25 protein-coding genes are annotated in these 22087 nt (G+C 62.8%); 13 read left to right on the forward strand and 12 right to left on the reverse strand.

Translation table 11 applies throughout. The annotated features are described in order from the left end of the window. The 3 genes from LUA85_RS02710 to LUA85_RS02720 are packed head-to-tail and all read right to left on the reverse strand — an operon-like array spanning position 1 to position 1741. Positions 1–462: a DUF2721 domain-containing protein gene (locus LUA85_RS02710; protein WP_231466802.1), complete on the reverse strand. Its 462-nt coding sequence runs from the start codon at positions 460–462 to the stop codon at positions 1–3. A gap of 53 nt (positions 463–515) precedes the next feature. After that, positions 516–1370 carry an S-formylglutathione hydrolase gene (gene fghA / locus LUA85_RS02715; RefSeq protein ID WP_231466803.1) on the reverse strand — a complete coding sequence of 285 codons (855 nt, stop codon included), beginning with the start codon at positions 1368–1370 and terminating at the stop codon, positions 516–518. Then, positions 1370–1741: a VOC family protein gene (locus LUA85_RS02720; protein WP_231466804.1), complete on the reverse strand. Its 372-nt coding sequence runs from the start codon at positions 1739–1741 to the stop codon at positions 1370–1372. The genes fghA and LUA85_RS02720 overlap by 1 nt, the downstream gene beginning before the upstream one ends. A gap of 235 nt (positions 1742–1976) precedes the next feature. Between LUA85_RS02720 and LUA85_RS02725 the strand changes: the two genes are divergently transcribed. The 3 genes from LUA85_RS02725 (at position 1977) to LUA85_RS02735 (ending at position 5912) form a co-directional block, all read left to right on the forward strand. Beyond that, the gene (locus tag LUA85_RS02725) at positions 1977–3728 is read left to right on the forward strand and encodes a copper resistance system multicopper oxidase (protein ID WP_231466805.1); all 1752 of its coding nucleotides are present in this window, start codon (positions 1977–1979) and stop codon (positions 3726–3728) included. Continuing rightward, entirely contained in the window at positions 3725–4666 is a 942-nt protein-coding gene (locus LUA85_RS02730) for a copper resistance protein B (RefSeq protein ID WP_231466806.1), read from the forward strand. The genes LUA85_RS02725 and LUA85_RS02730 overlap by 4 nt, the downstream gene beginning before the upstream one ends. A 118-nt stretch (positions 4667–4784) precedes the next feature. After that, positions 4785–5912: an acyltransferase gene (locus LUA85_RS02735; RefSeq protein ID WP_231466807.1), complete on the forward strand. Its 1128-nt coding sequence runs from the start codon at positions 4785–4787 to the stop codon at positions 5910–5912. A 280-nt stretch (positions 5913–6192) separates the two neighbouring features. Here LUA85_RS02735 and nusB read toward each other — a convergent pair whose 3' ends face one another. From nusB to LUA85_RS02770, 7 genes are all read right to left on the reverse strand, one after another. Then, complete coding sequence (nusB, locus tag LUA85_RS02740; protein ID WP_231466808.1) at positions 6193–6639, reverse strand: transcription antitermination factor NusB; 447 nt, start codon at positions 6637–6639, stop codon at positions 6193–6195. After that, positions 6636–7925 carry a histidinol dehydrogenase gene (gene hisD, locus LUA85_RS02745; protein WP_231466809.1) on the reverse strand — a complete coding sequence of 430 codons (1290 nt, stop codon included), beginning with the start codon at positions 7923–7925 and terminating at the stop codon, positions 6636–6638. Before hisD ends, nusB begins: the two co-directional genes overlap by 4 nt. Then, on the reverse strand, positions 7925–8596 hold the full coding sequence (hisG, locus tag LUA85_RS02750; RefSeq protein ID WP_231466810.1) for an ATP phosphoribosyltransferase: 672 nt from the start codon (positions 8594–8596) through the stop codon (positions 7925–7927). The genes hisD and hisG overlap by 1 nt, the downstream gene beginning before the upstream one ends. Before the next feature lie 80 nt (positions 8597–8676). Continuing rightward, complete coding sequence (locus tag LUA85_RS02755; RefSeq protein ID WP_231466811.1) at positions 8677–9561, reverse strand: alpha/beta fold hydrolase; 885 nt, start codon at positions 9559–9561, stop codon at positions 8677–8679. Between the two features lie 24 nt (positions 9562–9585). After that, on the reverse strand, positions 9586–10491 hold the full coding sequence (locus tag LUA85_RS02760) for a pirin family protein (RefSeq protein ID WP_231466812.1): 906 nt from the start codon (positions 10489–10491) through the stop codon (positions 9586–9588). Further along, complete coding sequence (locus tag LUA85_RS02765; RefSeq protein ID WP_231466813.1) at positions 10488–10955, reverse strand: NUDIX hydrolase; 468 nt, start codon at positions 10953–10955, stop codon at positions 10488–10490. The genes LUA85_RS02760 and LUA85_RS02765 overlap by 4 nt, the downstream gene beginning before the upstream one ends. Next, the gene (locus tag LUA85_RS02770) at positions 10948–11220 is read right to left on the reverse strand and encodes a BolA family transcriptional regulator (protein ID WP_231466814.1); all 273 of its coding nucleotides are present in this window, start codon (positions 11218–11220) and stop codon (positions 10948–10950) included. The genes LUA85_RS02765 and LUA85_RS02770 overlap by 8 nt, the downstream gene beginning before the upstream one ends. A gap of 40 nt (positions 11221–11260) precedes the next feature. Between LUA85_RS02770 and LUA85_RS02775 the strand changes: the two genes are divergently transcribed. Both LUA85_RS02775 and LUA85_RS02780 read left to right on the forward strand, forming a co-directional pair. Continuing rightward, positions 11261–11851 carry a J domain-containing protein gene (locus LUA85_RS02775; protein ID WP_231466815.1) on the forward strand — a complete coding sequence of 197 codons (591 nt, stop codon included), beginning with the start codon at positions 11261–11263 and terminating at the stop codon, positions 11849–11851. A gap of 50 nt (positions 11852–11901) precedes the next feature. Then, positions 11902–12642 carry a 1-acyl-sn-glycerol-3-phosphate acyltransferase gene (locus tag LUA85_RS02780; RefSeq protein ID WP_231466816.1) on the forward strand — a complete coding sequence of 247 codons (741 nt, stop codon included), beginning with the start codon at positions 11902–11904 and terminating at the stop codon, positions 12640–12642. Here the strand turns inward: LUA85_RS02780 and LUA85_RS02785 are convergent. Beyond that, positions 12612–13424 carry a GNAT family N-acetyltransferase gene (locus tag LUA85_RS02785; RefSeq protein WP_231466817.1) on the reverse strand — a complete coding sequence of 271 codons (813 nt, stop codon included), beginning with the start codon at positions 13422–13424 and terminating at the stop codon, positions 12612–12614. The two genes, LUA85_RS02780 and LUA85_RS02785, sit on opposite strands and share 31 nt — an antisense overlap. A 236-nt stretch (positions 13425–13660) precedes the next feature. On the opposite strand from LUA85_RS02785, the gene LUA85_RS02790 reads away from it, so the two are divergent. Then, positions 13661–14506, forward strand: coding sequence for an N-acetylmuramoyl-L-alanine amidase (locus tag LUA85_RS02790; protein ID WP_231466818.1), 846 nt, complete (start codon positions 13661–13663; stop codon positions 14504–14506). A 276-nt stretch (positions 14507–14782) separates the two neighbouring features. On the opposite strand, the gene LUA85_RS02795 is transcribed toward LUA85_RS02790, so the two are convergent. Further along, positions 14783–16387, reverse strand: coding sequence for a phosphoenolpyruvate carboxykinase (locus LUA85_RS02795; protein WP_231466819.1), 1605 nt, complete (start codon positions 16385–16387; stop codon positions 14783–14785). Positions 16388–16659: 272 nt separating this feature from the next. Here LUA85_RS02795 and LUA85_RS02800 point away from each other — a divergent pair, with 272 nt between their 5' ends. The 7 genes from LUA85_RS02800 (at position 16660) to LUA85_RS02830 (ending at position 22045) form a co-directional block, all read left to right on the forward strand. Further along, complete coding sequence (locus LUA85_RS02800) at positions 16660–17376, forward strand: response regulator transcription factor (RefSeq protein WP_231466820.1); 717 nt, start codon at positions 16660–16662, stop codon at positions 17374–17376. Beyond that, complete coding sequence (locus LUA85_RS02805; RefSeq protein WP_231466821.1) at positions 17345–18946, forward strand: stimulus-sensing domain-containing protein; 1602 nt, start codon at positions 17345–17347, stop codon at positions 18944–18946. The genes LUA85_RS02800 and LUA85_RS02805 overlap by 32 nt, the downstream gene beginning before the upstream one ends. After that, positions 18943–19368, forward strand: a complete 426-nt coding sequence (locus LUA85_RS02810) for an HPr kinase/phosphorylase (RefSeq protein WP_231466822.1) — start codon at positions 18943–18945, stop codon at positions 19366–19368. The genes LUA85_RS02805 and LUA85_RS02810 overlap by 4 nt, the downstream gene beginning before the upstream one ends. A 61-nt stretch (positions 19369–19429) precedes the next feature. Then, on the forward strand, positions 19430–20362 hold the full coding sequence (gene rapZ / locus LUA85_RS02815; RefSeq protein ID WP_231466823.1) for an RNase adapter RapZ: 933 nt from the start codon (positions 19430–19432) through the stop codon (positions 20360–20362). Positions 20363–20498: 136 nt separating this feature from the next. Next, positions 20499–20903: a PTS sugar transporter subunit IIA gene (locus tag LUA85_RS02820; RefSeq protein ID WP_231471744.1), complete on the forward strand. Its 405-nt coding sequence runs from the start codon at positions 20499–20501 to the stop codon at positions 20901–20903. A 1-nt stretch (position 20904) separates the two neighbouring features. After that, positions 20905–21201, forward strand: coding sequence for an HPr family phosphocarrier protein (locus tag LUA85_RS02825; RefSeq protein WP_231466824.1), 297 nt, complete (start codon positions 20905–20907; stop codon positions 21199–21201). 40 nt (positions 21202–21241) lie between these two features. Then, entirely contained in the window at positions 21242–22045 is an 804-nt protein-coding gene (locus LUA85_RS02830) for an RNA methyltransferase (protein WP_231466825.1), read from the forward strand. Positions 22046–22087: the final 42 nt, after the last annotated feature.

Below are 22087 nucleotides of genomic sequence, written 5' to 3' on the forward strand. Positions count from 1 at the left end.
TCAGATGTCCCGTTCAAGCTCCAGCAGTTCCTGCGGCAGGCGCAGGGAACTGGCGGCGATGCGCGTTTCCAGCAGCAGATAGACCAGCGCGATCATCAACAGGCCGATCGCCACGAAAAAGGTGATGCCGGTCAGGTTGCGCAATTCGCGGTCGATCATTTCGCCCACGAACAGCGATCCGACGGTCACGCCGATAGCAAGGCCGGACAGCACGAGCAGCAGCAGCGCCCGCCCGATCAGGTGAATGCGCCGGTCGACGTAGCGGATTTCCACCACCACCACATCGTGTTCGGGTCCGATGGTTTCACCATGCAGCTTCTGCAGCGTACGCGACCGGTCCACGATGCGTCCCAATCGCGTGGTCAGGATGTTCATGATGTTGCCGATGGCAACCAGCACGAAGACCGGTGCCAGCGCGAGCTGGATGGTCTGCGCGATTACGCCGGTATGGACAGCATTCATGCGATACCCTCGAATTTCCTGCCTGACCGCTGCCGTTTCCGTTCGACGCCCGCTTACAACCGATCGGCATGCCAGCGGATATGATCTTCCATGAAGCTGGAAATGAAGTTGTAGCTGTGGTCATAGCCCGGCTGCAACCGCAGCGTCAGGTCAATGCCCGCCGCCGTGCATGCTTGCGCCAGCAGTTCGGGGCGGAGCTGTTCGGCAAGGAAGCCGTCGGCATCGCCCTGATCCACCAGCACGGCGCCCGCCGGACGCCTGCCATCCTCGATCAGCGCCACGGCATCATGCGCCCGCCACGCGGTGCGATCATCGCCCAGATAGCCGCCCAGCGCCTTGTGACCCCACGGCACCTGACCCGGCGCAACAATTGGCGCAAAGGCCGAAAGCGACCGGAACCGTTCCGGGTACGTCAGGCCAAGCGTCAGCGCGCCGTGCCCGCCCATCGAATGGCCGGTGATTCCCATGCGATCAGGATCGACCGGAAAGTTCGCCGCCAGCAGCGCGGGCAATTCGTCCGCGATGTAATCCCACATGCGGTAGTGGGCCGCGAACGGAGCTTGCGTGGCGTTGACATAGAATCCTGCGCCAAGCCCGAAGTCATAGGCGGCGGCAGGATCGTCGGCCACGCCTTCGCCGCGCGGACTGGTATCCGGCGCAACGAAGACGATGCCGCGTTCGGCACACGCCCTGCGATACTCGCCTTTGTCGGTCACATTGGCGTGGGTGCAGGTCAGGCCGGAAAGATAAATCAGCACGGGCAGTTTCGCGCCTTGCTCCAGACCTGCGGCTTGCGGCGGCAGGAAGACTGAAAAGGTCATTCCCGTCGCAGTTGACGTGGACTCGTGCTTGTAGACGCCAAGCGTTCCGCCATGCGCCTTGCTGGTCGAGACCGTTTCGATCGGCATCAGGCGATTATGTCCAGCGCGCAAAGCTTGTTGCCCGAAGGGTCGCGCAGGTAGGCAAGGTAATAGGGCGAACCCTCGCGCGGTCCCGGTGGGTCTTCGCAAGCGGTGCCGCCAGCGCTCAGGCCTGCCGCGTGCCAGGCGTCCGCCTGTTCGGGGTTCATGCGAAAACCGATGGTGCCGCCGTTGGCGCCACATGCCGGATCGCCGTTGATCGGCTTCGTCACGATGAACAGCCCGCCGTTGTGCTGATAGATCAGTCGCCCCTTCGGGTCGGTGATCGCTTCCGGCCCGCCGAATGCCTTGAACGTGGCGTCGTAGAACGTCCTGGCAGCGGCAATATCATCCGCGCCGACCATTACATGGCTGAACACTTGGGCATTCTCCCGTTGAAAAGTTACGGACCTGGCAGATCTCCGGCTGCGATTTGCTCGGCAAATGCTGTCGCGGTCAAGGTCCGATAAGGGGAAACTTTGTTGCGGTTCGGTCATGATGATCGCCAAAGCTGGCAAGAAGGACGATTTGTGCCCGCACCCCAGGCGTTGCATGACGAATTTTCTTGCGCGGTTTCATCATCATGCTGGAAAGGCCACGTCTGGCGGGTATTCCATGACAATGCGAAACACACTCCTGATCGATCGTCGTCGCTTGCTGCTGGGTGCGGGTGTGCTGGCCGTGGCGCCGCCATTCCCGGCCTGGGCGCAATCGGGACATGGCGGCCATGGCCGAGGTGCCGGGCCGCTGGCCGGGCGCGATACCGGGGGAACGCTTTCGGGCGAGACGATCAGGCTGGAGATCGGCGAGGCGCGCTTTGCGGTGGGTGATCGTTCCGCTTCGGCTATCGCGATCAACGGCACGATTCCTGCTCCGCTGATCCGCCTGCGCGAAGGGCAGAGCGTGAAGATCGCGGTTACGAACCGCCTCAAGGAACAGTCCTCGATCCACTGGCACGGGTTGCTCGTCCCGTTCCAGATGGACGGGGTGCCGGGCCTGTCGTTTCCCGGCATCGATCCGGGCGAGACGTTCACCTATGAATTCCCGGTCATGCACTCTGGCACATTCTGGTATCATTCGCATTCCGGCATGCAGGAAGCGGTGGGGCTTTATGGCCCGATCCTGATCGACCCGGCAGAGCCTGACACCACTGTGCCGTTCGACCGCGAATATGTGCTGGTGCTGGCAGACTGGAGTCCGGTCGATCCGCACACCCAGTTGCAAAAGCTCAAGACCATGGGCGGCTATTACAACTGGCAGCGCCAGACGGTCGGCGGGTTGCTCAAGGGCCAGGACCAGAGCCTGAGCAAGCGCATGGCATGGGCGAAGATGCGCATGGACGCGACCGACATTTCGGACGTGACCGGCGCCACTTATTCGTTCCTGATCAACGGCCACGATACACTGGCCAACTGGACTGCGCTGTTCCGTCCCGGCGAGCGGGTAAAGCTGCGCATCATCAACGCTTCATCCATGACCAACTTCAACGTGCGCATCCCCGGCCTGCCGATGACAGTCGTGGCCGCCGATGGCTGCAACGTGGCCCCGGTTGAAACCGACGAAGTCCAGATCGCGATTGCCGAGACCTATGACGTGATCGTCCAGCCCTCCGAGGCGGCGGCGTTCGGGATCATTGCGGAGGCGATTGACCGATCGGGCCTTGTTCGCGCCACGCTGGCCCCGCAGGTCGGCATGGTCGGCCCCGTCCCGCCCTTGCGCTCACGCCCGATCCTGACCATGCGCGACATGGGTATGGACATGAGCGGCATGGACATGAGCGGCATGGAGATGCACGGCATGGCCGGTCACTCGATGCAGATGCGCGACCTTTCGCTGGCGCCGGGGGTGAAGCCGGGACCAGGCGTGGCGACGATTGCGCCTATGCCGACCGACCGGCTGGCGGACCGGCCCACCGGACTGGAGGACGCAGACCATCGGGTACTGACTTATGCAGACCTGCGTTCGCGCGAGGCCAATCCTGATTTGCGCCAGCCCGCGCGCCAGATCGACGTCAATCTTACGGCCAACATGGAACGCTATATGTGGTCCATTGATGGCCAGACGATTTCGGATGGTGCGCAACCGATCCCGTTCCGCAAGGGCGAACGGGTGCGCGTGAACCTGATCAACCACACCATGATGCCCCACCCCATCCACCTGCACGGCCATTTCTTCGAACTGGTCACGGGCGAGCCGGGCAACCGTCCGCGCAAGCATACGGTCAACGTGCTGCCGGGCGGGAAGTGCAGCTTCGATCTGACGGCCGACGCCGAAGGCGACTGGGCGTTTCATTGCCACATGCTGCTGCACATGCACGCCGGGATGATGCGCGTGGTAACGGTCCGTGCCGAAGGCGATGCGGCATGAAGGCGGTGATGATCGCGGGGGCGATGCTGACCGTTGCCGCTCCGGCCATGGCGCAGCAGGCGCAGGACCCTCATGCCGGGCACGCCATGGGCACGATGCAGGGCATGGACCATTCCATGCACCAGATGCCCGCCGATGCGGAAGCGACGGCACAGGTCGATCATTCCGGCCATGGCGTGGCACCCGCGACGGCAGACGAGGTGGGCAATGCCGTGCCGCCGCCCTTGCCCACCGATCATCCCGCCGACGCGTTCTGGGACAAGGCCCGCATGGCGAAAGCGCGGGCAGGTTTTTCGCAGGAAGGCCGATTCCATGGCGATGCCCTGATCGCTGATCGGCTGGAATACCGCCCGCGCAACGGCAAGGATGGCTATGCCTGGCAAGTCATGGGCTGGCTGGGCGGTGACATCGACCGCCTCTCCTTCGAAACCGAAGGCGAAGCCGCGTTCGGCGAACCGCTGGAAACGGGCGAAGTGCGCGCCGCATGGCGGCATGCGATCGATCCGTGGTGGAATTTCGAGCTTGGCGTAAGGCAGGATTTCGATGCAGGGCCGGATCGGACGTATGGCGTCGTCGGGGTGGAGGGTCTCGCTCCCTATTGGTTCGAAGCGAGCGTCCATGCATTCGTTTCGAACAAGGGCGACGTGCATTTCCGGCTGGAAGCCGAACACGACATCCGCCTGACGCAGCGCCTGATCCTGCAACCTTCGCTTGAGATCGACGCGGCGGCGCAGGACGTGCCCGAACTCGGTATCGGTGCGGGGCTGGAGAAAATTGAGCTGGGCGCGCGTCTGCGCCACGAATTCAGCCGCGAATTCGCTCCGTACCTCGGCCTCCACTGGGAACGGAAGCTGGGCGAAACCGCCCGTCTGGCCCAGGCTGATGGCGAGGCTCCGTCACAGCTAAGCGCGGTCATTGGCCTGCGCATGTGGTTTTGATCGCGCACCGGATCGTCCCCGCCCCCGCCTTGGCCAGATCGGACGCAGCCGCGATGGATTTGATGGGCATCTCCTGCTAGATGTTGCACTGCAACCAAATGAATTGGCAGGTGCGGCAGTGTCGAAATCGAGCGATACCAGTGTCTTGCTGTCACAGCACCAGGCAAAAGTCGGCCGGATCAAGGGGCTTGACGGCATTCGCACTATTGCCGTCTTCCTCGTAATTCTTGCCCATAACTTCTATTTCAAATTCCATGTCGATAGTGGCGGAGCTGGCGTTCGCCTGTTTTTCGTGTTGAGCGGATTCCTGATCATCTCGATTCTCAACCGGCGCAGGGTGGTTATCGAAGAGGGCAAGTCCACGGTGCGTCGCGAAGTGGTCCACTTCTTCGAGAACCGGGTTTTCCGCATCTGGCCAATCTATTTCGCCACGCTGTTCGTATCGCTCATCACGGTGACCGCAAGAACAGGCAATCAGGCCGATCCGGCAAGCTGGATGGGCAACGCCCTGTTCATGGGCAACGTCCTCGTCGCTTATGTCTGGCACGAATGGCGGCAGGTCGGGGTGTTCTGGAGCGTGGGGGTTGAAGAGCAATTCTATCTTTGGGCCGGACTGGCGCTGCTTCTGGCCGGGCAAGGCTGGCACAAGGCAATTTGCTGGGGCGCACTGGCGCTGGCTGTGATCGTTGCGGTGGCAACGCCGGCGTTTCTGCCCGATCCCGAAGCTGCCCGTTTGTCCATCGATCTGGGATCGTTCACGAATTTCGGCCTGATCGCCATGGGCGGGCTTGCCAGCCTTGCCATGCAGAAGAACGCGATCGTTCATTGGGCAACCGTGCCAAGCCTGCTGGTCTATCTGCTTTGCACGTTCACGGGTTTGCCGTCATGGATGGATGGCAGTGCAGCGTTCTTCCTGCCTGCCGTGCTCGTGATGATCGTCCTTTCGGGCATCGCCCACAATCAGGACAGCATGCTGGTGAAAGTCCTCGAATTCTGGCCCATCAGCTATCTTGGCCGGATCAGCTACGGAATCTACCTGTTCCATACACTGGTGCGCTTCGCCATCTTGCCCATGCCAACGTGGTTTGATGATCATGCAACCTTCAAGGCTTTGGCTGAAACATCCTTGTCGATCGGGCTGGCATCGCTCTCATGGCACTATTTCGAAAAGCCGATACTCGATTTCCGCGACCGAAGGCGGCAGCGGCAAGCCGACTCCCGCCTTGGCGCGGTTCCGGCGTTCTAGAGCCTGATGACATTAGATTGATCCGCCCTGATTGGACTGCAAGGCCCCGTGGCAAGGCGCGGCGCGCAGCAGGGGCTGGTTGCCCCTGCAAGGGCCGCAACGCAGTCCACGGGGCCTTGCAGTCCAACCCCTTCGGGGCGGGCCGATTTTGCCCTGTGGGAGCGTTGCTCGTCGATCACGATGCTACGGCATCGCTCACTCCTCACGCCTCCCCACAAACCAAAATCGACTCCGTCAGGGTGGGTCAATCTAATGTCATCAGGCTCTAGAGCATCCGGCTCTAACGCACGTCCTTTGCCACAGCGTCCAGCACACCGTTGGCAAACTTGGCCTCGCGTTCTTCGAAGAACGCGTGGGCGACATCGACATATTCGGTGATGACGGTGGCAACGGGCACGTCTTTGCGGGCCAGCAGTTCATAGGACCCAGCGCGCAGGATCTGGAGCATGGTCTTGTCCAGCCGGGCGAGCGACCAGCCTTTGGCAAGCTTGGCCGAAAGCAGCAGATCGATCTCGTTGCGGCGCGCGTCGACGCCCTTCACCACATCGTCGAAAAAGGCGATGTCGGCCTTGGCGTATTTAACGTCCTCGATCTCCGCACCTAGGCGGTGCATGTGAAATTCGTCGAGCAGCAGGTGCAGTTCGGGCCGCTCCATGTCGATCTGATACAGCGCCTGCACGGCGGCAAGGCGCGATGCGGCGCGGGCCTGACGGGACATGCCGCTCATATGCCAAGCCTCAGTTCGATCGATCGCGCGTGGGCGGCAAGGCCTTCTGCATCGGCAAGTGCGATGGCGGCAGGACCGACTGCGGCAAGGCTCGCGTCAGTGGCGGCAATGAAGCTTGTGCGTTTCATGAAATCCAGAACGGAAAGGCCCGAAGAAAAGCGCGCGCGGCGCCCGGTGGGCAGGACATGGTTGGGACCGGCGACATAATCGCCGACCGCTTCGGGCGTCATCCGGCCAAGGAAGACCGAACCCGCGTGGCGAATTTTGTCAAACAGCGCTTGCGGATCGTCAGTAGCGATCTCGACATGTTCGGCGGCCAGAGCGTTGGCCAGGGCAGGCGCTTCGTCCAGTGAATCGACCACGATGATCACGCCATATCCATCCCAGCTCGCCTTGGCGACCTTGGCTGTGGGCAGAATGGCAATCTCGACGCCGACCATATCGGCCACCTGATCGGCAAAGGCGGCATCGTCGGTTATCAGGATCGATTGCGCCACCGGATCATGCTCGGCCTGGCTCAGCAAGTCGGCGGCGATCCACTGCGGATCGTTCCTGCCATCGGCGATCACCAGGATTTCCGATGGCCCAGCAACCATGTCGATGCCGACAATGCCGAACAACTGGCGCTTGGCCTCTGCCACCCACGCATTGCCGGGGCCGGTGATCACATCGACCGGCTTGATCCGCCTGGTGCCATAGGCCAGCGCAGCCACAGCCTGCGCCCCGCCCACGCACCACACCTCGTCCGCGCCTGCAAGATGCGCTGCGGCCAGCACCAGCGGATTGGCCTCACCCTTTGGCGTCGGCGTCACAACCACCAACCGCCCGACGCCTGCCACCTTGGCCGGGATTGCGTTCATCAACAGGGAGGACGGATAAGCCGCGCGGCCGCCCGGAACATAAAGCCCCGCGCCATCCACCGCACTCCACCGCGCGCCAAGGCGCATGCCCGTGGCGTCGGTATAATCGCGGTCTTCAGGCAACTGCGCTTCGTGATAGGCGCGAATGCGTTGCGCGGCGAGTTCCAGCGCGGCGCGCAGATCGGGCTTCAGTGCATCGAAGGCTTCGCGACACGCTTCTGGCGATATGCGCCAGCCATCTTCTGCGGGACTGTGCCCGTCGAACTTCGCGGTGTACTCGGCCAGAGCTTCATCGCCGCGCAGGCGGACGTCCTCGATGATCGTCTGCACATCGCGCGCCACGTTGTCGTCGCTCTCGCGCCGATCCTTGACCAGCCGGGCAAAGGCACGGGCAAAATCGGGATCGCTGGATTTCAGGCGCTGCATCAGGCGGCATCCTTCCGGGCGACCATTTCGCGGAACGCGTCGATCAGCGCGCCCATGCGCGCACTGTCGGTCTTGAGCGCGGCGCGGTTGACGATCAGGCGCGCCGAAACGGGCATGATCCGGCTCGTTTCAACCAGCCCGTTGTCCTTCAGCGTCCGCCCGGTCGAAACCAGATCGACGATGCGGCTGGCAAGGCCGAGCGACGGCGCCAGTTCCATCGCGCCGTTCAGCTTCACGACTTCGGCCTGCACGCCCAGCTTCTCGAAGTGGCGGCGGGTGAGGTTGGGATATTTGGTGGCAACGCGCGCGTGGCTTTCCCGCGCATTGGCGCCCGATTCGACTGCGGCGACAGGTTCGGCCACCGACAAGCGGCAGTGCCCGATGTCGAGATCGACCGGCGCATAAAGATCGGCATAGTCGAATTCGTCGATCACGTCCGAGCCGACGATTCCGGCGTGGGCCGCCCCGTGGGCCACGAATGTCGCCACGTCGAACGCGCGGACGCGGATGATCGTCACGTCGGGGCGGTTTGTGGCAAACGACAGCGCGCGCGATGACTTGTCGAAGAAGTCTGCATCGGGCACGATCCCGGCCTTCTCCAGCAAGGGCAATGCCTCGTCGAGAATGCGGCCCTTCGGAATGGCGAATACGAGCGGTGCGGCGTTGGACATAACCCGCCGCCCTTATGGCAGCGCGGGGCAAAGGGCAACCGAATGAACCCGATCACGGCAATCGGGTGCATCGAAAATGTTCAGCCCAGAAACCTGTCCAGCGCGGCGTTGACCTTGTCAGGCGCTTCCCAGGGCACGAAATGGCCGCAATCGGTCACAGGCTCAAGCGTCAGGTTCGTCACCAGCTTTTCCAGGCCTTCAAGGTTGCAGGGCGGCAGCGCCTCATCGTCCATCGCCCAGATCACCAGCGTCGGGATCGTCAGCGGCGGCAGCGGAGCGTCGCTGTAGCCATCGGGCAGGGCAAGTGGCGCATCCATCGGCGGGACGTTGACCGAACTTGCGCGATACCAGTTAAGCATGGCGAAGGCGGCATCGGGATCGGCCCAATCGCGCAGCAGCGCGGCGCGTTCTTCCTGTTCCATCGCGGTGGCGCGGTTCCAGCGTATCGCCTTCAGCAGCAGCGCACCAAGGCCGTGCTGGCGCACCAGCGCATCGTTGGCGGGATCGCGAAATGCACGCATGTACTGGCTTGCCGCGCGCTGCACCGGATCGGTCCACAACAGGCGCGGGAAAATCACCGGGTGCGGGGCATTGAGGATGACCGCCCGCCTTACCCGCGTCCCCTGGCCGAGCATCGCCACGACCCAGGCCAGCGCGCCGCCCCAATCATGCCCGATCACCGTAAACTGCCCCACGTCCAATGCATCGGCCAGTTGGAACACGTCGCCGATCAACTTGTCTGTCGTGTAGTTCTCCACCCCTTCAGGCCGGGACGAACCGCAATAGCCGCGCTGATCGGGGGCAATGCAGCGGAACCGATCCGAAAGATGCGCGATCTGGTGCCGCCATGTGCGATGATTTTCGGGAAAGCCATGCAGGAAGATCAGCGCGGGGGCATCGCGGGGACCGCTGTCCAGCACGTCCAGTTCTATCCCGCTGGCAAGTGTGACGCGCGTCAATTCCATGCGGTCTCTCCTTGATGCTGCTGATTACGGATAGCTGACGGTGGTGGCAATTTTCGGCAGGGGGATGAATTCCACTTCATCGCCCGGCACTTTCGGAAAGAGTCCGTCCTGCCAGTCCCGCTTCGCCTGATTGATCCGTTCGCGGCTGGAACTGACGAAGTTCCACCAGACATGGCGTTTTGTGGCAAAGGCTTCTCCGCCCATGAGCATTACGCGGCCGCCAGTTTCGGATTGCAGTTTCAGCACTGCGCCGGGGGCCAGGACGACGAGATCGTAAAGGGTCAGCGGCAGGCCGTCGATGCTGGCTTCACCGCCTACCAGCATGACCGCCCGTTCGTCCGCCTCGGCGTCAATCGGCAAGGCGCCGCCGGGTGCGAGCAGGAGTTCGGCGTAGATCGTGGCGGCGTGTTGCGTGGTAGGGGCGGTCTTGCCCCACAGCGTCCCCATGATGATGGTGGCGGTGGCGCAGGCGTCTTCGATCATCGGCAGGCTGGTGATCTGTTCGAAGGCGGGGGCAATTTCCTCGCCGCCGTCAGGCAGGGCAAGCCATGTCTGCATTCCGTAGAGGTGAGGACCGCGGGGGCGCTCCGTTTCGGGCGAGCGTTCGGAATGAACGATGCCACTCCCGGCGGTCATCAGGTTGACCTGTCCGGGGCGGATCGTGGCAAACGAGCCGAGGCTGTCACGGTGGTCTATCGCACCATCGAACAGCCATGTGACGGTGGCAAGGTTGATGTGCGGATGAGGGCGCACGTCCATCGCCGTGCCTGGGGGCAAGTGTGCGGGTCCGAACTGGTCGACGAAGATGAACGGGCCGACCATCGTGCGCTGGCGTGAGGGAATGGCGCGGCGCACCTCGAACGCACCAAGATCGTGCGCAACCGGAGTGATGGTCTGGATGATCGCATCATTCATATCGGGGTCAGTCATGCGTCCGCCTCAAGATCGAGCAGTTCGAGAATGTTTACCGGAAAAACAGGCTCATGCCAGTTTGCCAGTTCCGCGCGGGTGAACCAGCGATGTTCGTCGATAAGCGCTTGTTCGATCTCGGTGTGTCCGCGTGTGTCGGGCGTGAATGATGTGGTCCGTACGCGGTAGAAGCGTTCGTCCGACGTGATCGGTTCGCCCAGCAGAGTGAGGTAATCGTCAGCGCGGCGGGCAACTTCAGACCCGCAATCGGCTACTGCCAGCCCGGTTTCCTCGAAAAGTTCGCGCACCGCTGCGCTGGCAAAATCTTCGCCCGGATCGCATTCGCCGCCGACGCCGCACCAGAACGGGGCTCGATCCTGCGGGGCGAAGCGAAACAGCAGCAGCCGGTCGTGCTCGTCGAGCAGCAGGATGCGCGCCGCCCGGCGGATTCGGCGGCACCCCTCGGATACGGGTGCCCTATTCACCGGGCGCGCGGGCCTTGATCGCCAGCGCATGGACGCGCTCGCCCGGCAGGTCGCCTAGCGCCTTGTTGACCATGCGTTGCCGGTTGAGCCGCGATTGCCCGGCAAAGGCCGCGCTTTCGATCTCTACCGTGAAGTGCGATTCGCCGGTGCCGTCATCGCCCATGTGGCCGGAGTGGCTGGCGCTGTCGTTGATCACCGCAAGGCGGGTGGGGGCAAAGGCCTGCGTGAGCAGACGTTCGATTTCCAGTGCAATTGGTCCTGTCATGGCTTCCCTTCTAGCCGCTCCGTCGCCATGTGGAAGCGGCATGCGAAATGACAAGTTCCACGGCCGCGTCCAGAGTGAAGGACGCATCTGCAATGCCCCCGGCTGCGACGAGCCGGGCGAGTTCCGCGCGCCTGGCGTCCGCGCTTCAGGCTTCGATGGTCCCGGCGATTATCGCTGGTTCTGCCTCGAACACGTCCGCCAGTTCAATGCAGGGTACGATTTCTTTGCCGGGATGACCGCCGATGAAATCCTGGCCGCGCAATCGCCGCTGGCCGGTTGGGAGCGGGAGACGCGCGCCTTTCGCGCCGACGCCGGGATCGATGCCGCGCCGCGCTGGGCCGATTTCGACGATCCGCTCGAAGCCATCGCCGCACGCGCCAAGGCGCGGCGATCCGATCACCAGAAAGCCGCCGACGCTGCCCGGCGCGGGATCAGCCCGGATGAGCGCAAGGCCTATGATGTGCTCAGCCTTGGCTACGATGCGGACCGCCGTGCCTTGCGCGTCCGCTATTCAGAACTGGTGCGCAAGTTCCACCCGGATCGCAACGGTGGCAATCGCAGTTTCGAAGGCCAGTTGCAGGCCGTGGTCGAAGCCTACAATCTGCTCAAGGCCAGCGCAGCCTTCACTTGACCCATCGCGTTTCGTCGCGGGACTGTCAGATTCCGGGGGTAAGGCGCGGCATGGTTGAAAAGGTCATGTCACTGGTCAGGACGGGTCTTGCGCTATGCGTGGTGCTGGTATTCTGCCTTGCCCGCATGACGCTGCCCTGGCGCGCCGTCGAGCGGTTCGGCTGGGCCTTGGTTCTGCGGCTGTTCCGGGTAAGCCTGACCGTGCATGGCCAACCCGCAAAGGGCGGTGTGCTGATGCTTGCCAATCATGTTTCGTGGATCGATATCGCCGCTCTGGGGCGGGCAAGCGATGCTTGCTTCGTCGCCAAGTCCGAAGTCGGGACATGGCCGGTGATTGGTCCGGCTGCACGGTGCATGGGGTGCCTGTTCGTGGATCGCGGCTCGCGCCGGTCCGCGCAGATGATCGCCGCGCAGATCGGTACGCGCTTGACCGGCGGGCGCAATGTGATCGTCTTTCCCGAAGGCACCACTGGTCCCGGCGATGGCGCACTGCCCTTTCGCAGCACGTTGACCGGCGCCACCACGATAAAGCCGCTGACGGTCCAGCCTGTAACGCTGGTCTATCGTAGCGCAGGGGATCGCGCGCTCGCCGCATGGCTGGGCGATGCATCGCTGCTGCCTCATGCGCTTGCGCTTGCCCGATCAGGCGGAATCACGCTGGAAATCTGGTTCGAGCAGCCATTCGCCGCACCCGATCGCAAGGCGGCTGCGAGCTGGGCCGAAGCAGTGGTTGCCGGGCGCCTTGCGCGCGAACTCGACGGTCAGGCCGCCACGCTGAAGCGCGTGGCATAGCGCGCTGCGATCCGGTCCACCGGCATGACCACGCAAACGTCCACTGTGTTGAACGCGTGGTCCACGAATGCGCCGTCGCCGAACTTTGCCCCTGTCCGCAAGTAACCCTTGATCAGTGGCGGCAGGTCCAGCATCGCTTGGCGCTCGTCGAATCCGCCGGGCGCCAGCAAGTTCATGCTTACACCGGTTCCGGGCAGCACCCGCGGCCGCATCGCCGCCGGGGCAAGATGATTGTGATAAAGCCACGACAGCGCAGGAGCGTGGGCCTGTGGGTCAACGCCGTGGAACGAAGCGCAGCCGAACATCAGCGCGATGCCATGCTGCGCGATGTAGTCCGAAATCCCGCGCCACAGCAGCGCGATCGTGCCGCTGGTGCGATAGGGCGGCAAGACGCAGGAACGCCCCAGCTCCAGCAATTCGCCCGATTGCCGCCATGCGCCGCCGGTCAGCAGCGAAAGATCGTATTCGCCCGAAGAGTAAAATCCGCTGTGCTTGGCCGCAACGGATTCGCGCAGCAGGCGATAAGTCCCCACCACGCGGCCGTCCGCCGCTTCGTCGATCACCAGCAGATGGTCGCACAAGTCGTCGTAAGTATCGTGATCGAGCAGCGTGGCGGCCTCGCTCGCCTGTGTGACGGCGGCGGCACCGCGTTCTGCAAAGAACACCTGCCAGCGCAGCTTCTGCACGGAGACCAGATCGCTGGCGTCAGTGGCGAGGCGGACCGAAAGGCGGCGTTCGTCACGCTTCGTGCGCGCAGGCATGGCAGGCAGAACTTCGGTCATCAAAACCCTCCGTTCTGGTCTGATAGCCTGCCCCTGTGACCCCGCGTTTACGGATCGATGCCAGTTGTGTGGCGGAATCGCGGCTTTCGCCTTAAAGCTTTCATAAAGCAGCAGGTGCGGCTGGCGGTCATCGCAATAAACCGAAAAATTCAGGCGTTGACCAGTGACAAGGCACACAGACATCTTGCGCAGAACCCGTAGCATGATCCGGTCAGATGACTTGGGGAGGGTGTTACATGGCCTACACTATCAAGAACGGCATTCTGTCTCATAGTGCAAATGCAGTGCGCCAGGTGCGATCGCCAAATACTGGTGGCCCTTTTCCCCAGCCACCGGCAATCGCGGTCATCCATTTTACCGCAGGCGGTTCTGCGGCTTCGTCGGCCAACTGGTTTGCATCCAAACAGAACAAGAACTCTTCGGCTCATGTGGTAATCGATCGTGATGGCACGATCATTCAGTGTGTGCCGTTCGATCAGGTTGCATGGCACGCCGGAAAGTCTACCTGGCGGAACCTGTCGGGTCTCAACAGGTATTCCATCGGAATTGAACTGGCGAACTGGGGCGCTCTCCAGGGCGGGCCCGGCAACTGGCACAACGCATCCGGCCAGAAGATCGAAAACGTCTTCGTCGGTACGCATCGCAATGGCAACCCGGATGGATCACACAAGCCGATCGGTTGGGAGGCCTATCCCCCCGCCCAGTTCGAAGCTGCCGTAGCCCTGGTCAAGGCGCTTAAGGCGGCGGCCTATCCGATCACCGAAATCGTCGGGCATGATGACATTGCCCCGGTGCGCAAATCCGATCCGGGTCCGGCATTCAACATGGCCCGGTTCCGCGAATATGCCCTTGGCGGTCGCGATGACAACGGGGCCAACACCGCAGTCATCAAGTCGCCCGGCGGGTTGAACCTGCGCGCTGGTCCCGGCACGGCCCATGCCGTGATCCTGTTGCTGGCCGATGGCACCAAGGTGCTGCCGATCGGGCTGAACGGTTCATGGCTTGAGGTGACGGTTCTCGACAGTGCGGGCAACCCGACCAAGACCGGCTGGGTCCACAGTCACTATGTCGATCTGGACTGACGCCGGACTGAACCGGTCCGGCTGAAGCACGATTGCAGCGTTTGCCAGGATGATGCCTCAAACCAGAGGCGATTATACCTTCTGCAAACTCTGGCACAGTACACCCTCCCCGCTGCGACTAATTTCGCCTGACGGCTCAATAAGTCTCGCTCCCCTCCCTTAAGGGAGGGGGTGGGGGTGGGTTTACTACAGCATTGTTTGCAAACGATATAACCCCCAAACGAAAAGAGGCCCCGCGAAGGGGCCTCTTGACGTTGTGATTGCAGGAACGGTCGATCAGGCCGCAACCGGCGCCGCATCACGGACCGACTGGTCAACGTGTTCGGCAAACTGCTGGAAGTTGTCCACGAACTTGCGGACCAGTTCCTGCGCGGTCTTGTCGTATTCCTCGCCATCGGCCCATGCGCCGCGCGGATCGAGCAGGCGGGTTTCGACGCCAGCCACTTCGACCGGCACTTCGAAGCCGAAGTTTGCATCCTTCTTGAAGGTCGCGTCGTTCAGGCTGCCGTCAAGCGCGGCGTTGAGCAGGGCGCGGGTAGCCTTGATCGGCATGCGCTTGATGCCTTCCTGCGTGGCCTTGCCACCGGACCAGCCGGTGTTGACCAGCCAGCACTTCACGCCGCCCTTGGCGATGCGTTCCTTGAGCAGGTTGCCGTAGACGGATGGATGACGCGGCATGAACGGCGCGCCGAAGCAGGTGGAGAACGTGGCTTCCGGCTCGGTCACGCCGATTTCGGTGCCGGCAACGCGCGCGGTGTAGCCCGAAAGGAAGTGATACATCGCCTGATCGGGCGTGAGACGCGCGATCGGGGGCAGAACGCCATAAGCGTCAGCCGTCAGGAAGATAAGATTTGCCGGAACCGGGCCGAGGTTCTTTTCCGAGCAGTTCGGAATGAAGTCGATCGGGTAGGAACCACGGCTGTTTTCAGCCAGGCTGTTGTCGTCGAGATCGATCGTGCGGGTGACGGGATCGATCACCACGTTTTCCAGCACGGTGCCGAAACGCTTGGTCGTAGCGAAGATTTCCGGTTCGGCTTCGGCCGAAAGACGGATCATCTTGGCATAGCAGCCGCCTTCGAAGTTGAACACGGCGGTGTCCGACCAGCCATGCTCGTCATCGCCGATCAGCGTGCGCGAAGCATCGGCGGAAAGCGTGGTCTTGCCGGTGCCCGAAAGGCCGAAGAAGACCGCGGTCTTGCCGTCGGGGCCGACATTGGCCGAACAGTGCATCGGCATCACGCCCTTCACGGGCAGCAGGTAGTTGAGGATGCCGAAGACCGACTTCTTCATTTCGCCGGCATAGGCAGTGCCGCCGATCAGGATCAGCTTTTCGGTGAAGTTGACTGCGACCACGGTTTCGCTGCGGCTGCCATGGCGTTCGGGATCGGCACGGAAGCTGGGCAGGTCGATGATCGTGTATTCAGGCGCGAACGATGCCAGTTCGTCCGTCGTCGGGCGGACCAGCAGGGTGCGGATGAACAGGTTGTGCCATGCAAATTCGTTGATCACGCGCACGTTCACGCGGTGTTCGGGCTGGCTGCCGCCGAACAGGTCGGCCACGTAGAGCCGGTCCTTCTCGCCCAGCGCCTTGATGAAATCGGCCTTGAGCGCTGCAAAGTGCTCTGGCGTCATCGCGACGTTGGTCTTGCCCCACCACACGGTGTTTTCGGTTTCGGCATCGCGGACGATGAACTTGTCCTTGGCGCTGCGGCCGGTGTGCTTGCCGGTTTCCACCACCAGCGGCCCGTCGACCGAAAGCAGGCCTTCACCATTGCGCACGGCATGTTCGACCAGCGGCGCGGTGCCAAGGTTGGCGAACAGTTCGGCCGGTTCGGGAAAACCCTGGCTGGCAAGGGATACATTCAGGCTGGTAGCGGACACTTCAAAGCCTCCCGATGGCGGCGCGGAACGGGAGGAGGCCCCGTCCGGCGCATGAAATTGCGAATACGAATGCGTCGATTCTCAGATGGCGCATAGTATCTGGGCTGTGCTGCGTCAAATCGCACACTTCAACGAAGTTTTTTGCGCAGCAAGTTGCGTGCCGTGCAACTATGGGTTTGGCAGTGTTTGCGACATGAAGTTGCGCAGACGCCATGGTGCCGGTATTCCCCTGCCATGCTCAACGCTGTCTCAGAACGAACCGACCCGTGACCGTGCCACGGACGATAGCTCTCGTCGATGATGACCGCAACATCCTCACGACCGTTTCCATCGCGCTCCAGACCGAAGGCTTCGTCACGCGGCTTTACAACGATGGCGACAATGCGCTGAAGGCGATGCTCGATAATCCGCCCGATCTTGCGGTCTGCGATATCAAGATGCCGCGCATGGACGGTCTCGAATTGCTGCGCCGCCTGCGCGAGAAAAGCGATCTCCCGCTGATCTTCCTGACCAGCAAGGACGACGAGGCGGACGAAGCGCTGGGCCTGTCGATGGGGGCAGACGATTACATCGCCAAGCCGTTCAGCCAGCGCCTGCTGGTCGCGAGGATCAAGGCGATCCTGCGCCGTAGCGATATCGTCCGGCGCGAGGCTGAAGAACAGGAGCCGGACGGCGAACCGCTACCCGATCCGATCCAGCGCGGGCGGCTGTTGATCGATCCGGCCCGCCATGCCGTCTCATGGGACGATCAGCCGGTTTCGCTGACCGTCACTGAATTCCTGATTCTCGAAGCGCTGGCGATGCGCCCCGGCGTGGTCAAGACGCGCAACCAGCTGATGGACGCGGCCTATCACGATGACGTGTTCGTCGATGACCGCACGATTGACAGCCACATCAAGCGTTTGCGCCGCAAGTTTCGTGTCGCCGATCCCGAATTCGGCGCCATCGAGACGCTTTATGGTGCAGGCTACAGCTTTGCCGAAGACTGACGAAGACCTGCCTTTGCCATGGCGTCCGCGCCTCGGTCGTCGCTGGCGTATTCGTGGCGTGTCGCTCACCACGCGCATCCTGTTCGTCAACGTGATTGCGCTGGCGCTGCTGGCGGGCGGGTTCTTCTACCTCGACAGCTACCGTGCCCAGTTGATCGAGGAACGCTTCAAGCTGGCCCGCGCCGAGGCCGACATCGCCGCCGATGCCCTGGACGGAGCCGACATTGAACAGCGCCGCCAATTGCTTGCCCGCATCGGCACCGAACAGACCTTGCGCCTGCGCCTCTACGATGGTCAGGGTCGCCTGCTGGCGGACAGCTTCACGCTGGCTTCGCCATCGTTCGCGCTGATCGATCCCGAAACCGAACCGTGGTATCAGAAGGCCGCGCGACTGCTGGATCGTGGCGTCGATTTCATCGTCAACGCGCCCAAGGTGGAAAGCTACAGCGACACGGCGGAGCAGCCTGCCGGGAGCTGGCCTGAAATCAGCGCGGCCCGAAAATCGGGGCGGACCGAGGTGTTCCTGCGTTACGCGCCAGATCGTACGCCGGTCATCACTGCCGCCGCGCCCGTCGGCAGCGAAGGCGAGGTGCTGCTGAGCTTGCGCAATGCGCTCGACGTCACCCAGTCGGTGCGCGATGCCCGGCAGACGCTGGTGATCATCATCGGCATCGCGTTGCTGCTGTCGGTCCAGCTATCGCTCTTTCTGGCCCGCACCATCGTCCAGCCGCTGCGCGCGCTGGTTCGTGCCGCCGTGCGTGTCCGGCTGGGGCGTGACCGCGAAGTCGTCGTCCCGCGCCTGCCGGATCGCGGCGACGAAATCGGCCTGCTCGCGCGCGCGGTTTCGGACATGACCACCGCGCTGCGCCAGCGCATCGATGCGGTCGAAATGTTCGCCGCCGATGTCGCGCACGAACTCAAGAACCCGCTCGCCTCGCTTTCCAGCGCGCTGGAAACGATGGAGCGGGTGGACGATCCTGCCCTGCGCCGCCAATTGGCCGATATTGCCGCCCATGATGTGCAGCGCATTGATCGGCTGATCACCGAAATCGCCGATGCCAGCCGGATCGATGCCGAACTCAGCCGCGCCACGTTCATGCCGCTGGACCTCGCGGCGCTTGCCTCGCAGATCATTGGCGCGCGCGATGTGCGCGCCAATGCCTCCATTCCGATCCGCTTCCGCCATGACGGGGGCGATACCCTGATACCCGGCGATGCCGCACGGCTCGAACGTGTGGTCGAAAACCTGCTCGACAATGCCGTATCGTTCACCCCGCCGGACGGCGCGGTCGAAGTCGTGGCCTGGGGCGATGAGGACATGGCGCATCTGTCGGTTGCGGATGAAGGCCCCGGCATTCCTGTGGCCGAGCGCGAAAAGGTGTTCGAACGCTTCCACTCGGTCCGTCCCACCGATGAGGCTTTCGGTGCACACAGCGGCCTGGGCCTAGCCATCGCCCGTACCATTGCCGAAGCGCATGACGGCGCGCTGGCGGTGGCTGACAGGCCCGATGGCAAGCGCGGAGCCTATCTCGTGCTGAGCCTGCCCTTGCTTGCGAGTGACACCGAATGAGCGTGGCACGGCAGGCGGGCTGCGTTGCCATTGGCGGGCGCGGTCTGCTGATCGAGGGCGCGCCGGGATCGGGCAAGTCGAGCCTTTCGCTCGCCCTTATTGATCGTGGTGCGCTGCTCGTGGGTGATGACGGCATCGTGCTGATTGCCGAAGCGGACCGGCTGATCGCGTCGCCGCATCCGAATATCCTCGGCAAACTGGAAGTGCGCAATCTCGGTCTTGTGGACATGGCTGTATCGCCGCCAGTACCGGTCGCGCTGGTCATCCGGCTTGATCTGGACGCACCACGATTTATCGAAAGCCCCGAATCCATCATCATTGCAGGCATCGCCCTGCCGCTGATCCGGCTCTATCCAGACAGCCCGGTGCTGGCCCTGCGGGCGGAGATGGCGCTGGCCCGGTACGGGTTGACGTTTTCCTGATACGGGACAAGTCCTCAACCGGACTTTTCATTGCCCGCGCGAAAGCGCAAAGCGATGGTCCATGCTGCAAGAGTCGAACCCGCAACGCATCCTCCTCGTCACCGGCCTGCTTGGCGCGGGCAAGACGACCGCGCTGCGTACGCTGGAGGACATGGGATGGGAAGCCATCGACAATTTCCCGATCCGCTTGCTCGACCGCCTGCTGGAAACCGAACACGGCTCTGCCCGCGTCGAATCGGGTGCGCCCATGGCGATTGGTTTCGATACGCGAACGCGCGGGTTCGATCCCGCGCGCACGATCGAGATGGTCAAGAAGCTGTCGCAGCGGCGCGATCTTCAGGTAACCACGCTGTTCCTCGACTGCGCCGGGACCGAACTCGAACGCCGTTACAACGAAACCCGCCGCCGCCATCCGATGAGCGAGGACAAACCCGCCGCCACCGGGATTTCGGCCGAACGCGAACTGCTCGAACCGCTGCGCCGCTGGGCCGATGTGGTCATTGCCACCACTGCCTTCACATCGAACGATCTGCAACAGGCGATTCGCGCGCAGTTTGGTGCGGAAACGCCGGCTCCCACCACGCTCACGATCAGCAGTTTCGGCTTCTCGCGCGGCACTCCGCCACTGGCGGACCTTGTGTTCGACATGCGCTTTCTCGCCAATCCGCACTGGGTGGATGGCCTTCGCCCGCAGACGGGACGCGATGCTCCGGTGGGGGAATTTATCCGACAGGACCCGGCCTTTTCCGAGGCTTTCGAACGGATTCGCGATCTGCTTCTTCTGCTGCTCCCTCGCTACCAGGAACAGGGCAAGGCCTATGTCCATGTGGCCTTTGGATGCACCGGCGGGCGGCATCGTTCGGTGTTCATGGCTGAACAGATTGCTTCTGCCTTGCGCGACGCCGCATTTTCACCCACATTGCTGCATCGCAACCTGTCGTCACGGGGGGCTGACATGCTGGAAGGCGGTCAAACCTCAGGCGCCAAGGGATAGCGAAGATGGGCGAGGCAGCACTGGAAGTCATGTATTCGGATTCCCAGTCGTCTTGCGTCCCGCGTATTCGTGCCAAGCCTGCGTTAAGGCAAAGCCTGGCAAGATGTCCGGCCGCACTTCGGAGCCTGCCCATTTCATGATCGGTCTCATTCTCGTTACCCATGGCGCGCTTGCCGACGAATTCATCCACGCGATGGAACATGTCGTCGGCCGGCAAAGCGACGTCATCGGCGTCTGTATTGGTCCCAATGACGATATGGAAAAGCGCCGCAAGGAAATCGCCGATGCGATCAAGCGCGTTGACAGCGGTCAGGGCGTGATCATCCTGACCGATCTGTTCGGCGGCACCCCGTCCAACCTTGCGATCTCGCTGATGCAGGCGGGCAAGGTCGAAGTGATTGCCGGGATCAACCTGCCCATGCTGATCCGTTTGGCGAAGGCTCGCAATTGCATGGGCGTAAAGGAAGCGACATCGGCCGCGCGTGACGCTGGCCGCAATTACATAACGATCGCTTCCGAATTTCTAGGGCAGGATGCGTGAAATGGCAGAACAGGGTTACGTCACCCGCGAAACGGTGACGATCGTGAACCAGCGCGGCCTTCACGCGCGGGCAAGTGCAAAGTTCGTCAATGCCGTGGCCAAGCTGCCTGAAGGCATCGATGTGATCGTCGCCAAGGATGGGACCGACGCCAATGGTGCATCGATCCTCGGCCTGATGATGCTCGGCGCGGCCAAGGGCGATACGGTCGATGTCGCCGTTGCCGGACCCGAAGGCGATGCCGACGCGATCCTGATGAAGCTGACCGGGCTGATCAAGGACGGCTTTGGCGAGGATTGAGCGACTTGCTCCCCGCCATTTGCTGACGCATGGGGGCGGCATGACGCGCAAGATCATCACCGGCTATTCCAATCCCACGGTCAAATTCGTGCGCAGCTTGCGCGAAAAGAAGTATCGGCGGATCGAACGCAAGTTCCTCGCCGAAGGACTTCGGCTGCTGACCGACGCGCGCGAAGGCGGGCGCCTGCCTGAAATCCTGCTGATGGCGCAAGGCCGCGAAGCCCATCCCCTGCTCGATGAGCTTGAAGCCGCGGTCGATGCGGCGGGCGGCGAAGTGATCGAACTGCCGGTGGATATTCTCGCCAAGGTCACCGGCAAGGAAAACCCGCAGGCTGTCGCCGGGGTCTTCGCTGAATGGGATACATCGATTCAGCGGGTTGACCGTAACACTGCCCCGCTGTGGCTGGTCGCGCACGCCATGCGCGATCCGGGCAACCTTGGCACCATGTTGCGCACCGCCGATGCGGTGGGCGCAGGCGGCCTCATCCTGATCGACGATTGCGTCGATCCGTTCTCGGTCGAAGCCGTGCGCGCCAGCATGGGTGCGATCTTTACCAAGACTCTCGCACAGGCGCGCTGGGAAGACTTCATCGGCTGGTTGCGGGAAGGCGAGGGCCAACTCGTGGCCGCATCCTTGCGTGAAGCCGTGCCCTATCGCGGTGCGCCTTATGCCGCTCCCTGCTTCGTCATGGTCGGCAATGAATCGCGGGGGCTTCCCGAAGATTACGAAATGGCCTGCGATCTGCGCGTGACCATGCCGATGCGCGGCCGGGCCGACAGCCTCAACGCGGCGGTGGCGGGCGCGGTGCTCGCCTATGGAGTCCTTGCATCGCTTGATGTATAACACCCGACTGTCCGGTTAATCGCACGGTCAGTCGTTCGGGCG

It is taken from the genome of Novosphingobium sp. CECT 9465, from assembly GCF_920987055.1.
Classification (GTDB): Bacteria; Pseudomonadota; Alphaproteobacteria; order Sphingomonadales; family Sphingomonadaceae; genus Novosphingobium.